Here is a 12,806-nt window from a genome sequence, read left to right on the forward strand (position 1 = left end):
GCATCTATGCTAAGGTGCTGCCGTGCACGATCTCCGGGAGCCTTCGGTGCGACGCGCGCAGGTCAAGGTCGATGTCCAGGCCGACGAGCCGGACTGGGCACCTGCGCGACAGGACTTATGGCAGCGCATTGCCGCGCATGATTTCGAGCCGGATACGCCGTTCAACTTCACCCAGCGGTTGGCGCGCGACCATGGCTGGAGCCTCGATGAGGCCCGGGCCGCGATCGAGGCCTATCGCCGCTTCTGCTTTCTCGCGATGGTTTCGCCGACGCCGGTGACGCCCAGCGAGGTGGTTGACGAGGTCTGGCACCAGCATCTGATCTATTCGCGCGACTATTGGGTGATCTGGTGCGGCGAACGGCTCCAGGCCCCGCTGCATCATGATCCGACGCCCGGCGGACCGCAGGCGCAGATGACCTACCGCCGGCAATATGCCGAGACGCTGGCACTGCATGAACGCTTCTTCGGTCCGCCCAGCCCCGATCTGTGGCCTGCGACACACATCCGCTTCGCCGGACCGCGCTATCACGTCACCGACCTCACCCATTGGCTCATTCTGCCCCGGCCCCGCGCATGGCTGCGGCGGCTGTTCAGGAGATGAATATGGCGCTCAATCCGTTCGACTGGACGGCCGGCCCATTCCTACTCGTCTACATCGTTCTCGGCGCCATCATTTTCCTCAAGGCCTTCGCCCTACGCGGCACGATCGGCCCGGCCGCGGCCAAGCCCCAGCCGCCTTTGAACGAGCTCGAGCTGGCCTATCTCGCCGGCGGCGCGCCACGTTTCGGCGATACCGTGCTGCTCGGCTTCGCTGCGAACGGCGCAGCAACCTTCACCGCCCGCGATCACAAGATAACAGTGACTGATCAGATGTCGCTGGCGGCGCTGATGGACCGTCCGCCGCGGCTTGCACTCCGCCCGGAGATGACACGGCAGGAATTCCAGCAGGCGCTTGCGCCGCTTGCGGCGCGCATTCAGGCGCGGCTGGAGGCTCTCGGCTATGCACCGACCGACAGCCAGATGGTGGCATTCCGCAAGACCGTGTTGCCATTCGTCGGCGCGCTCATCCTGTTCGGACTGATCAAGGTCCTCGTCGGCGCTTCGCGGCAACACGACGTAGGCTTTCTAATACTACTACTCGGTCTTACGGCGCTGGGCGCGGCGATGATCGCAAAGGCGCCCTCCCGCACATACGCCGGCAACGAGGTGCTGCGGAGCTATCAGGCGACGCATGCGCGCGCAGCCCGCGCCCCGCGCGAGCATGAATTGCTACTGGCCGTCGCACTGACCGGCGCGGCGGTGCTGTCCGGCACCGCCTACGCTTCGGTGCTGGCAACATCCAAGGCGCTGAGCAGCAGTGGCGGTGGTTGCGGCGGTGGCGGTTGCGGAGGTGGTGGTGGAGGCGGTGGTGGCGGCGGCTGCGGCGGCTGCAGCTGACAATCAATCGCTCCTCGCCGGTGTCACCGCCGTAGACTTTCCTGTTCGCATCCGACGCGGCATCATGCGCGTCATGAACGACGAAGCACGGCGCGGCATCGGCCATTCGACCAATCTCGTGGGACGTCCCTCGGAATGGCTGGCGAGCTGCGCCTTCAACGACAGCGCGGCGCCGCTGCACATCTGGGGCGTCACCGAGATGAACCCCAGCCTGTTCACGATGCTCGCGCAGGCGGAGCATCTCAACGAGGCCGGCCAGGCCTTCTCGGCCTACATGATGGCGATGTTCGGCCTCGATCCCGAGCAACGCGCCGCGACGTCCGGCGGCCAGCGGCGTTTCCGCTCGTCCTTCCTGCGGCTGATCCAGGGCTGGGGCTTCGACAGCAACGGCCCGGAAGGCGCCGTGCTCAAGGGCTGGGTCGAGAGCCGGTTCGGCCTCGGTCCGTCCTACCACAAGGAGATCATCGAACGCGTGGCAAGCCGGGCCTGGACGACCTATGTCCAGGAGAAGATGTCGAGCCGCTTCCACAACAATGCGATCTGGGTGCAGCTCGATCTGCTGTTCGAATTCTGCCAATGGGCGATCCGCCGCTTCGCCTTTCCAGGCGAGACGCATCTGACGCTGCATCGCGGCGTCAATTCGTTCGACGAGCATTGGATCGTGGCGCGAACAACGCGGCGCGAGGCGGTGGTCCGGCTCAACAACCTCGTCTCGTTCTCCTCCGACCGCGACACTGCGGGCTGCTTCGGCGACATGATCCTCACCGCGCGGATTCCCGTCAGCAAGATCGTGTTCTTCAACGGCCTGCTGTCGTCACATGCGCTGAAGGGCGAAGGCGAATACCTCGTGATCGGCGGCGACTACCGCGTGAGCGTCGACTATGTGTGAGCGGATCGCAGCATGACCGCACCCGACGTCGAGGAACGCGCGCTCGCGGCCTATCTCGGCTTTGCCATCGGCGACGCGCTCGGCGCCACCGTCGAGTTCATGACCCGAGGCGAGATCGTCGCGCAATACGGCGTGCATCGCGACATCATCGGCGGCGGCTGGCTCAAGCTCAGGCCGGGGGAGGTCACCGACGACACCGAGATGTCGCTGGCGCTGGGACGCTCGCTGATCCGCAAGCGCGGCTTCGACGCGCGCGACGTCTGCGAGGAGTTTGCCGCCTGGCTCCGGACCGGGCCGGCCGATGTCGGCAACACCTGCCGCCGCGGCATCCGCCGCTACGTCATGCACGGCACGGTCGAAGGCGTCTACGCCGAAGGCGACGCCGGCAATGGCGCGGCGATGCGCGTGCTGCCGGTGGCGCTCGCGACGCTCGAGGCACCGGACAACGCCGAGACCTGGACGCTGGCGCAGGCACGCGCCACGCACCATCATCCGCTGTCGGACGACGCCTGCATCGCGCTGGTGCGCATGACTCACGCCTTGCTGCTGGGTGAGGGCCAGGACGCCGTCCGCCGCGAGGCCGATGCTCTGATCGGCAAGCACCGCGCCTTCAGCTTCGTCCCCTATCCGGGGCGGAGCTCGGCCTTCGTCGTCGACACCATGCAGACCGTGCTGCACCACTATCTTGCCGCCAACTCGTTCGCCGAATGCCTCGTGCAGACCGTCAACCAGGGCGGCGATGCCGACACGACGGGTGCGCTCGCGGGCATGCTGGCCGGCGCCACCCATGGGCTGGCGGCGATTCCTGCGCGCTGGCGCGACAGGCTCGACCGCGACGTGGCGGCGGACATTGAGGTGCAGGTGCCGCGGCTCTTGGCGATTGCGCGCGCGATTCGGGCCTGATGTCTTGGAGCAATGGCATCCAGACGTCGCAGAGTGTGCCGGCTGTGGCGGATCGGCTCCGACCGATCGTCGTCTCAGCCACGGCCCTCAACCATTCTGCGCCAACACCTCGCGCAGCGCGTCCGTCAGCCGCGCGAGCTCCGTCTCCGAGCCGATGGTGATACGCAGATAGTCCGCGATCCGCGGGGCGGTGAAATGGCGGACGAGCACGGCGCGCTGGCGCAAGGCTGCGGACAGCGCCTGGCCGGAATGGCCCGGATGCCGGGCAAAGACGAAGTTGGCGCTGGACGGCAGCACCTCGAAGCCGAGACGAACCAGCGCCGCGGTGAGGTCCGCACGGTTCTTCATGATGACCGAGCGCGCCTGCTGGAAATGGGCGTCGTCCTCGATCGAGGCGATCGCGCCGGCCTGGGCGGGGCGGCCGAGCGGGTAGGAGTTGAAGCTGTCCTTGACCCGCGTCAGGCCTTCGATCAGCGCGGCGTCGCCGATCGCGTAGCCGACGCGGAGTCCTGCGAGCGCGCGCGATTTCGACATCGTCTGCACCACCAGCAGGTTGGGATGCTCGGAGATCAAGGGGATCGCGGTCTCGGCGCCGAAATCGACATAGGCCTCGTCGATGACGACGGCCGCGTCGCTGCGGGCAGCAACCAGCCGTGCGATCTCGGCACGCGACAGCGCAATTCCGGTCGGTGCGTTCGGATTGGCGATGATCACCGGGCCGGGACGGCCGACATAATCGTCGATACGCACGCGCATCTCGGCATCGAGCGGAACGGTCGCGGAGTCGATTCCGAGCAGCCGGCAGTAGACCGGATAGAAGCTGTAGGTCACGTCAGGGAACAGAAGCGGCGCCGGCTGCTTCAGGAGCGCCGCGAAGGCATGCGCCAGCACCTCGTCGGAACCGTTGCCGACGAACACCTGCTCGGGTGAGACCTTGTGATAGGCCGCGAGGGCCTCGCGCAGCCGCGTTGCCTGGGGATCGGGATAGAGGCGCAAGGTGTCGGCCGCGGCGGCCCTTATGGCCCCGATCGCCTTCGGCGAGGGCCCGAACGGACTCTCATTGGTGTTGAGCTTGACCAGGCCCGGGATCTGCGGCTGCTCGCCGGGCACATAGGGCGACAGCCCATGAACGAGCTCGGACCAGAAGCGACTCACGATTGTTCTCCTGCGCACCCGAGATCCGCCGATCGACGCATCGATCGGAAGCGATGGACGTGCGAACTGAACGTGGTGTGGATCATCGGCAAATGGCGCGCCCGGAACGATTCGAACGTCCGACCCTCAGATTCGTAGTCTGATGCTCTATCCAGCTGAGCTACGGGCGCGTTTTTCGCATTTGGCAGGCTCCGGGCCAGGGGCCGGATCCCGGAAGGCCGGAGCGGCAAACGCCGGCAGGCCTCGCGAAGGGCCCCTGACTAACGGCTCGGAGACCGCTTGGCAAGGCTGGAGCGGGACATTTTGCGACCATTTTTCCGCAGACGCGCCGGCGCGGTTCGGCATGGCCGGAGCGGATGGGCTTCGTTCCGACACGCCAGGAGTTCCGGGCTCGACGCCTGCGGCATCACCCGCCGGAATGGCAGGTGAGGCCGATCGGGTTCAGGCGCTGGCGCGCTCGGTCCAGAAGGTCTGCAGCTCGACGGGACGGTCAGGGATCGTGATTCGGAAGGTCGCCCCCAGGGTCCCTTCGACCAGTTGGATGTCGCCATCATGGGCCCGGACCAATTCGGCCGCAATCGCAAGGCCCAGCCCCGAGCCGCCCGGACGACCGGCACCGCGGAAGGCCTCGAACAGGTGCTCCCGCACCTTCGCCGGGACACCGGGACCCGTGTCCGAGACCTCCAGGATCGCCACCCCGCCCTCGCGGCGGCCGGTGATGCGGATCTGGCGCACGCCGGCGTCCGCCGCGAGGCTGTCCAGGGCCTGGGCGGCATTGCGCACCAGGTTGAGCAGCACGCGGAACAGCTGGTCGGGGTCGGCATCGATCTTCAGCCCGCGCTCGATCGCCGCGATCCAGGTGATCGATGCATCCGGCGACAGGCCGGCGGTCTCTCGCACCTCGGCGACGACGGGCTCGACCACCACCATGCGGCGGTCCGGCGCCGGCTCCTGTACCTTGCCGTAGGACAGCGTCGACTGGCAGAACGCGATGGCGCGCTCCAGCGAGCGCATCAGCTTCGGCGCGAAGCGCTGCACCCGCGGATCCGGCACGCTGGCGAGCTGGTCCGACAGCAGCTGCGACGAGGCCAAGAGGTTGCGCAGATCGTGGTTGATCTTGGACACGGCGAGGCCGAGCGCGGCGAGCCGGCTCTTCTGATGCAGCATCGAGACGAGGTCGCGCTGCATGTCGGCGAGCTCGCGCTCGGCGACGCCGATCTCGTCGGAACGCTGGCTCGGCACGATGATTCGCGCCACGCTCTCCGGATTTTCGTGGAAGCCGACGAGGCTCGCGGTGAGACGCCGCATCGGCCGCACAAACAGGAAATGCAGGGCAAGATAGACCAGCGCCGCGGTCAGCACCGCCAGCAGCAGCGACACGCCGAGCAGGTTGCGCGAGAACCGGTACATCGCCTTGCGCAGCGGCTTCTCGTCGGTGACGACCTCGATGAACTGGGCTCGGCCGGGCGCCGGTCCGATCACCCGCATGGTGTGGTCGCCGGTCTCCGTCATCATCGTCAGCGAGTTCACGATCGACGACCACGCCGTCATGTCGCGCATGTCGAAGTCGTGGTCGATCGAGGCGGGCAGCTCGGCGCTCGCGAGCAGACGGCGCTGCTGGCCCATCTTGATGGCGACGCCGCGCGCGTTGATGGAGGTGAGGATCTGCCGCGCCAGCGAATCCGGCACCATGCCGGACGGTGCGGCGTCGAGCACCAGGGCAGCGGTATTGGCGGCCGCCAGGCGGTCGTTGAGCCGGTTGGTCCAGAAATTGGCGATCGCCGGCACGTAGATCAGCACCTCCGCGATCATCACCAGCGGAATGGTCAACAGCAGCAGCTTTCCAGACAAGCCGAGCCGCCGCGACCGTTTCGGTCGCAGGCGCTCCAGGATTGGCTGGTTGTCGCTCTCGGTCACGTATCGCCCTTGTAAGAGACACCCCACCCTTACGGGACCGCAAGATGGGACTGCACCGGAGTCCGGTCAAATTACGGATCGCTCATGTTCCGGTTTCCAAATCGTTCATAATGGAACCCGAAACTGCACGACCTCTGACGTCTTCAACCCCGCCGCGCCGAAGCCATTCTTGCCTTCGTCGTGTGCGCAGGGTCTTGTGCGCAGGGTCTTGCGTTCTCGTCCTGCCTCGTGTCGTTCGCGACGCTGACCCACGGCTGGTGACGAAGGTCTTGACGAGATCTCGGCGTCGTCGATCCCTGCACCGCCTATGACGTCTTGCCGCGATTGACGAAGGCAGGACGCTCCCTTATAAGCCGCGCCAACCGTCCGCGATGACCCGGCTCGCCCGGGAGCGGCTCGATTTCAGGGCCGGCAGCGGTCCATTTCGGGCCCGTAAACATCACCGGACATCAATCGACATTTCAAGCAGGCAAGTTGTCAACTGGCAAATTGCCCGTCAGCGGAGAACGACCCGTGAAGCGGACTTATCAACCCAGCAAACTGGTGCGCAAGCGCCGTCACGGCTTCCGCGCCCGTCTCGCCACCACCGGCGGCCGCAAGGTCCTTGCCGCGCGTCGCGCCCGGGGCCGCAAGCGTCTCAGCGCCTGAAGCCAGGGCGTCTGTCCCGGAGATTTCCATCATGGATCGGCTACGGCAGCGGGCGGACTTCCTCGCCGTTGCCGATGGCGTGCGGGCGAACAGCCCTGCCTTCGTCGTCCAGCGCCGGGAACGGCCGGACCGGGGCCCGGTCCGGATCGGCTTTACCGTCACCAAGAAGAATGGCACCGCCACGGAGCGTAATCGCATCCGTCGGCGGCTGCGCGAGCTTGTGAAACGGCTCGATCCCCTGTCGATGCGGCCGCACACTGACTACGTGCTGGTCGGCCGGCGGGATGCCCTGTCACGCGACTTCCAGACCATGCTCGCCGATCTCCAGGCGACGCTCCGCCGCCTCGACCGGCCGCAGGCCAAGCCGCAGCCGCGCAAGCCGTCGGATGCGGACAAGCCAAACGCTCCCGCACCGGACGCGCATTCCCGCAAACCGGATTGAACGACGAGACGATAAGAAAACGATGACCGACAATCGCAACACCATCCTCGCCGTCATTCTGTCCGGCCTCGTGCTGATCCTTTGGCAGGTCTTCTACAACGGACCGCAGATGGAGAAGCAGCGCGCGCAGGCCCAGATGCAGGCCGAGCTCGCCAAGAAGCAGGCGCCGGCAACGCAGCCTGACAGCGCCGCGCCGTCGGCCACCCCGCAGCCGGGCGCGGCCGCGACCGGCAGCCCGAGCGCGCCGGGCGGCGCCGTGACCAGCACCGGCGTGATGCCGCGCGACACCGCCATCGCCGCCACGCCGCGCGTCAAGATCGACACACCGCGGCTGACCGGCAGCATCTCACTCAAGGGCGCACGCATCGACGACCTGGCCTTCGTGCAGTACCGCGAGACGGTCGATCCGAAATCGCCGGCGATCGTGCTGTTCTCCCCGTCCAACACCGCCGAGCCCTATTACGCCGAGTTCGGCTGGGTGAACGCCGCCGGCGCCAAGGTGCAGGTGCCCGACCAGAACACCGTCTGGCAGCAGGACGGCTCGAATGCGCTGACGCCGTCGACCCCGGTGAAGCTGACCACCACCAACGGCGACGGCCTGACTTTCCAGCGCACCATCAGCGTCGACGATCACTATCTCTTCACCATCAAGGACGACGTCACCAACGCCGGCAACGCACCGGTGACGCTGTATCCCTACGGCCTGATCTCCCGCCACGGCACGCCGCACGTGTCGGGCTATTACATCCTGCACGAAGGCCTGATCGGCTATCTCGGCGAGAAGGGCCTGCAGGAATTCACCTACAAGAAGATGGACGACGAGAAGGCGGCGAAGTTCGACGTCACCAATGGCTGGCTCGGCATCACCGACAAATACTGGGCGGCGGCGCTGCTGCCGATGACCGATGCGCGGCTGCAGGCGAACTATTCGTCGAAGCTGGTCGACAACCAGCATCGCTACCAGACCGACTATGTCGAGACCCCGCAGACAGTGCCGGCCGGCGGCTCGGCGTCGGTCTCCACCCGGCTGTTCGCCGGCGCCAAGGAGGCCGGCGTGGTCGGCATCAACTTCCCGATCGGCGGCCTCGGCGGCTACAATCAGAAGCTCGCGCTGAACCATTTCGATCTCTTGATCGACTGGGGCTGGTTCTACTTCCTGACCAAGCCGATGTTCCTGGCGCTCGACTTCTTCTTCCGCTTCTTCGGCAATTTCGGCGTCTCGATCCTGCTGGTGACGGTGCTGGTGAAGGCCCTGTTCTTCCCGCTCGCCAACAAGTCCTATGCCTCGATGGCCAAGATGAAGGCGATCCAGCCGCAGCTCCAGGCGCTGAAAGAGCGCTATCCGGACGACCGGATGAAGCAGCAGCAGGAGATGATGGAGATCTACAAGAAGGAGAAGATCAACCCGGTCGCCGGCTGTCTCCCGGTCGTGCTGCAGATCCCGGTGTTCTTCTCGCTCTACAAGGTTCTCTTCGTCACGATCGAGATGCGGCACGCGCCGTTCATCAGCTGGATCAAGGATCTCTCGGCTCCGGATCCGACCAATCTGTTCACGCTGTTCGGCCTGATCCCGTTCGATCCGACGCAGCTGCCGCTGTTCGGTCACTACCTGGCGCTCGGCATCTGGCCGATCATCATGGGCATCACGATGTGGTTCCAGATGAAGCTGAACCCGACGCCGCCCGATCCGACCCAGGCGATGATCTTCAACTGGATGCCGCTGATCTTCACCTTCATGCTCGCGGGCTTCCCGGCCGGCCTCGTGATCTACTGGGCCTGGAACAACACGCTGTCGGTGCTGCAGCAGGGCTTCATCATGCGCCGCAATGGCGTGAAGGTGGAGTTGTTCGACAACATCCGCGGCACGTTCAAAAAAAAAGCGGCGTGACGAGTAAGGCGGCGTGAGCCGCTGAAGCAACCAACCATCTACCGTCATGGCCGGGCTTGTCCCGGCCATCCACGTTTTGATATCCCGCGCAATGGGCGTGGATGCCCGGGTCAAGCCCGGGCATGACGAAGAGCGAGGCCTTGTCATGACCACCAGCCACGACACCGACGAGCGCCTGATCGAAAAAGGCCGCAAGCTGTTCGCCCAATCGTGGCGCTTCACCCATGCATCTCCCTCGATCGAAAGCCTGCCGCCGATGGGGGCGATCGAGGTCGCCTTCGCCGGCCGCTCCAATGTCGGCAAGTCCAGCCTGATCAACGCGCTGACCGGCCAGAACGCGCTGGCGCGCACCTCGCATACGCCGGGCCGCACCCAGGAGCTGATCTTCTTCGAGGGGCCCGAGCATGCGCCGCTTCGGCTGGTCGACATGCCCGGCTATGGATATGCCGCCGCGGCGAAGACCAAGGTCGCGTCCTGGACCGAGCTGATCCACAAATTCCTGCTCGGCCGCGCCTCTCTCGCCCGCGTCTATGTGCTGATCGATGCCCGTCATGGGCTGAAGGAAGTCGATCAGGAGATCCTCAAGACGCTGGACCGGTCCGCCGTCAGCTATCAGCTCGTCCTGACCAAGGCCGACCAGATCAAGCCGGCTGAGCTCGCAAGCCGGATCGCCGAGACCGAGGCCGCGCTCGCCAAGCATCCGGCGGCGTTTCCTCAAGTGCTGGCGACGTCGTCACGATCCGGCACCGGCATGCCGGAGCTGCGTGCCGCCATGGTGCGGCTGCTGGAAGAGCGCAGCACATGATGACGCCGTGGCGAATCCTGGTCGCAATGGCCGGGCTGATGGGCGCGGCCGGCGTCGCGCTGGCGGCCAAGGCCGCGCACGAGCCCGACGCATCGCGGCTCGCGACCGCCTCCACCATGCTGCTGTTCCACGCCTGCGCCCTGCTCGGCACCATCGCGCTGGCAGAGCGCGGCGTGGTTCATCGGCTCATCGGCCTGGTCACGGCGATCGGCTTCGTGCTCGGCCCGGCCCTGTTCGCCGGCGACCTCCTGATGCGGCAGTTCACCGGCGACCGGCTGTTTCCGTTCGCGGCGCCGATCGGCGGTAGCTTGCAGATCGCGAGCTGGCTCGCACTCGCGGTCTGCGCGCTGTGGCCGCGGCGGGTGTGATCCGGCGCTTTGCGCCGCGGGCGGCAATCGGCTAGAACGCGGCGCGACGCCCCCGACAGCCGAGACCTCCCAGACATGACCGACGCGACCACCATCAGCCCGCTCGATCAGGCCCGCATCCTGTCCGAAGCGCTCCCGCACATGCAGGAGTACGACGACGAAACCATCGTCATCAAATATGGCGGCCACGCCATGGGCGACGAGGACACCGCAAAAGCGTTCGCGCGCGACATCGTGCTGCTGGAGCAGACCGCGATCAATCCGGTGGTGGTGCATGGCGGCGGCCCGCAGATCGCGACCATGCTCAAGCGCCTCGGCATCGTCTCCGAATTCGCCGCCGGCCTGCGCATCACGGACGCGGCGACGATCGAGATCGTCGAGATGGTGCTGGCCGGCTCGATCAACAAGCAGCTGGTCGGCTACATCAACGAGGCTGGCGGCAAGGCCGTCGGGCTGTGCGGCAAGGACGGCAACATGGTGCGCGCGGTCAAGGCGACCCGCACCATGGTCGATCCCGACAGTCACATCGAGAAGGTGGTCGATCTCGGCTTCGTCGGCGAGCCGGACAAGGTCGATCTGACGCTCCTGAATCAGCTGATCGGCTACGAGCTGATCCCGATCCTCGCACCGCTGGCGACTTCGAAGGAAGGCCAGACCTTCAACGTGAACGCCGATACGTTCGCCGGCGCCGTGGCCGGTGCGCTGAAGGCCAAGCGCCTCCTGCTGCTCACCGACGTGCCCGGCGTGCTCGACAAGTCGAAGAAGCTGATTCCGGAATTGTCGGTGAAGGACGCACGCAAGCTGATCGCCGACGGCACCATCTCCGGCGGCATGATCCCGAAGGTCGAGACCTGCATCTACGCACTCGAGCAGGGCGTGCAGGGCGTCGTCATCCTGGACGGCAAGGTGCAGCATGCCGTGCTGCTCGAGCTGTTCACCAACCAGGGCACGGGCACGCTGATCCACAAGTGAGCACTTCCCGCCAACTCTCTCCGTCATGGCCGGGCGAAAGCGCGGAGCGCGTCTTCGCAATGCAGACAGCCCGGCCATCCACGTTGTTCGGCGAGTTCGGAGCGAGAAACATGGATGCCCGGGTCAAGCCCGGGCATGACGATGGGGAGAGAGCGGGGCGTATCAAACCCTTCCGGACTCGCGCTCCGCTCAGCCTCACTGTGATCCTTCTGGCCTTGTTCGCCTCCCTCACCCCCGCCCGCGCCGACCTCAAGCTCTGCAACCGAATGAGCTACGTCGTCGAGGCCGCAATCGGCATCGACGAGAAGGCGGCAACCGCGACCCGCGGCTGGTTCCGGCTCGATCCGGCGACCTGCCGCGTGGTGCTGCAGGGGACGATGACCGCCGACCGCATTCTCCTGCATGCACGCGCGCTCAGCCTCTACGGCGCGTCGCCGCTCGCCGAGAACGGCAACGACCAGCTGTGCGTGGCGGCGGACAATTTCGTCATCGCCGCCGCCCGCCAGTGCCGCACCGGTCAGACGCCGGCGGCGTTCACGCAGGTGACGCCGAGCAAGGCCGACGACGGCACCCTGATCGCCTATCTCGCCGAGAGCGCCGAATATGACGACGAGCAGGCGCGGCTCGCCGGCATCCAGCGGCTGCTCGGCATCGCCGGCTATGACGCCTCGCCGATCGACGGCGTCGACGGGCCGAAGACGCAAGCCGCGCTCGCGGCGTTCCTGAAAAGCCGCGGGCTGTCATCCGACGTTGTGTCGCAGCCGAATTTCTTCGCGACCATGGTGGAGGCGGTGCAGACGCCGGCGCCGTCCGGGCTGACCTGGTGCAACGACACGCCGCACAAGGTGATGGCGGCGGTGGCGACGGACGACGGCCGCACCGTGATCAGCCGCGGCTGGTACCGGATCGATGCCGGCAAATGCCTGCATCCCGACATCACCGGACAGCCGAAGAAAGTCTACAGCTTCGCCGAGGCGGTCGACGATGAGAACCGCACCATCAAGCTGAAGAACAAGCCGCTGAACTGGGGCGGACTGGTGCAGCTCTGCACCCGCGAGAACAAGTTCGAAACATCAGAGCAGGGCGACTGCCCGAGCCGCGGCTTCACCGCCACAGGATTCACCGCCGTCGACATCACCCGCGGCGGCAAGACGCTGCGGTTTGCGCTGCCGTGATGGGCATATCGATGTTGCCCACGTTGCCACCACACCCACAGCTGTCATCCCGGCGAACGCGGGGATCCATAACCACCGGCCGAGGTTTGGGCCATCGGCATCAGCCATCATGCCGCAAGATAGCTTCCGCGGTATGGGTCCCTGTGTCTGGAAAGTCTGCCATGATGATGGTGGGCGGGAAGCCGTTGGGTCCTTGGCGCTAGACGC

General features: G+C 66.3%; 13 protein-coding genes and 1 tRNA gene. 11 read left to right on the top strand and 3 right to left on the bottom strand.

Going from position 1 to position 12,806, the window contains the following annotated elements; genetic code table 11:
• Positions 1 to 46 precede the first annotated feature (46 nt).
• From ACQR03_RS17380 to draG, 4 genes are all read left to right on the top strand, one after another.
• Positions 47 to 601: a glycine-rich domain-containing protein gene (locus tag ACQR03_RS17380; protein WP_315752198.1), complete on the top strand. Its 555-nt coding sequence runs from the start codon at positions 47 to 49 to the stop codon at positions 599 to 601.
• Between the two features lie 2 nt (positions 602 to 603).
• Positions 604 to 1,437 (top strand): TIGR04222 domain-containing membrane protein, encoded by an 834-nt coding sequence (locus tag ACQR03_RS17385; protein ID WP_434841776.1) that lies wholly within the window; start codon positions 604 to 606, stop codon positions 1,435 to 1,437.
• A 64-nt stretch (positions 1,438 to 1,501) separates the two neighbouring features.
• Positions 1,502 to 2,326 carry an NAD(+)--dinitrogen-reductase ADP-D-ribosyltransferase gene (locus tag ACQR03_RS17390; RefSeq protein ID WP_316172746.1) on the top strand — a complete coding sequence of 275 codons (825 nt, stop codon included), beginning with the start codon at positions 1,502 to 1,504 and terminating at the stop codon, positions 2,324 to 2,326.
• A gap of 12 nt (positions 2,327 to 2,338) precedes the next feature.
• Positions 2,339 to 3,229 carry an ADP-ribosyl-[dinitrogen reductase] hydrolase gene (gene draG, locus ACQR03_RS17395; protein ID WP_316169593.1) on the top strand — a complete coding sequence of 297 codons (891 nt, stop codon included), beginning with the start codon at positions 2,339 to 2,341 and terminating at the stop codon, positions 3,227 to 3,229.
• A gap of 87 nt (positions 3,230 to 3,316) precedes the next feature.
• Here the strand turns inward: draG and hisC are convergent, their stop codons facing one another.
• From hisC to ACQR03_RS17410, 3 genes are all read right to left on the bottom strand, one after another.
• A complete protein-coding gene (gene hisC, locus ACQR03_RS17400; protein WP_434841777.1) occupies positions 3,317 to 4,384 on the bottom strand; it encodes a histidinol-phosphate transaminase in 1,068 nt (355 codons plus the stop codon).
• Positions 4,385 to 4,477: 93 nt separating this feature from the next.
• Positions 4,478 to 4,554 (bottom strand) — tRNA-Arg (locus ACQR03_RS17405).
• 271 nt (positions 4,555 to 4,825) lie between these two features.
• Entirely contained in the window at positions 4,826 to 6,301 is a 1,476-nt protein-coding gene (locus ACQR03_RS17410) for a sensor histidine kinase (protein ID WP_434841778.1), read from the bottom strand.
• 513 nt (positions 6,302 to 6,814) lie between these two features.
• Here ACQR03_RS17410 and rpmH point away from each other — a divergent pair.
• From rpmH to ACQR03_RS17445, 7 genes are all read left to right on the top strand, one after another.
• Positions 6,815 to 6,949 carry a 50S ribosomal protein L34 gene (gene rpmH, locus ACQR03_RS17415; protein WP_006609582.1) on the top strand — a complete coding sequence of 45 codons (135 nt, stop codon included), beginning with the start codon at positions 6,815 to 6,817 and terminating at the stop codon, positions 6,947 to 6,949.
• Between the two features lie 31 nt (positions 6,950 to 6,980).
• Positions 6,981 to 7,391, top strand: coding sequence for a ribonuclease P protein component (gene rnpA, locus ACQR03_RS17420; RefSeq protein WP_315715363.1), 411 nt, complete (start codon positions 6,981 to 6,983; stop codon positions 7,389 to 7,391).
• A 22-nt stretch (positions 7,392 to 7,413) separates the two neighbouring features.
• The gene (gene yidC, locus ACQR03_RS17425) at positions 7,414 to 9,279 is read left to right on the top strand and encodes a membrane protein insertase YidC (protein WP_315715362.1); all 1,866 of its coding nucleotides are present in this window, start codon (positions 7,414 to 7,416) and stop codon (positions 9,277 to 9,279) included.
• Positions 9,280 to 9,424: 145 nt separating this feature from the next.
• The gene (gene yihA, locus ACQR03_RS17430) at positions 9,425 to 10,084 is read left to right on the top strand and encodes a ribosome biogenesis GTP-binding protein YihA/YsxC (protein WP_316192257.1); all 660 of its coding nucleotides are present in this window, start codon (positions 9,425 to 9,427) and stop codon (positions 10,082 to 10,084) included.
• A complete protein-coding gene (locus tag ACQR03_RS17435) occupies positions 10,081 to 10,452 on the top strand; it encodes a DUF423 domain-containing protein (protein ID WP_434841779.1) in 372 nt (123 codons plus the stop codon). Before yihA ends, ACQR03_RS17435 begins: the two co-directional genes overlap by 4 nt.
• Positions 10,453 to 10,527: 75 nt before the next feature.
• Positions 10,528 to 11,424, top strand: coding sequence for an acetylglutamate kinase (gene argB, locus ACQR03_RS17440; RefSeq protein ID WP_012047096.1), 897 nt, complete (start codon positions 10,528 to 10,530; stop codon positions 11,422 to 11,424).
• A 110-nt stretch (positions 11,425 to 11,534) separates the two neighbouring features.
• The gene (locus ACQR03_RS17445) at positions 11,535 to 12,599 is read left to right on the top strand and encodes a DUF1036 domain-containing protein (RefSeq protein WP_434841780.1); all 1,065 of its coding nucleotides are present in this window, start codon (positions 11,535 to 11,537) and stop codon (positions 12,597 to 12,599) included.
• Positions 12,600 to 12,806 lie beyond the last annotated feature (207 nt).

The sequence above is a fragment of the Bradyrhizobium sp. HKCCYLS3070 genome (assembly GCF_051167575.1).
In the GTDB taxonomy this organism is placed as follows: Bacteria; Pseudomonadota; Alphaproteobacteria; order Rhizobiales; family Xanthobacteraceae; genus Bradyrhizobium.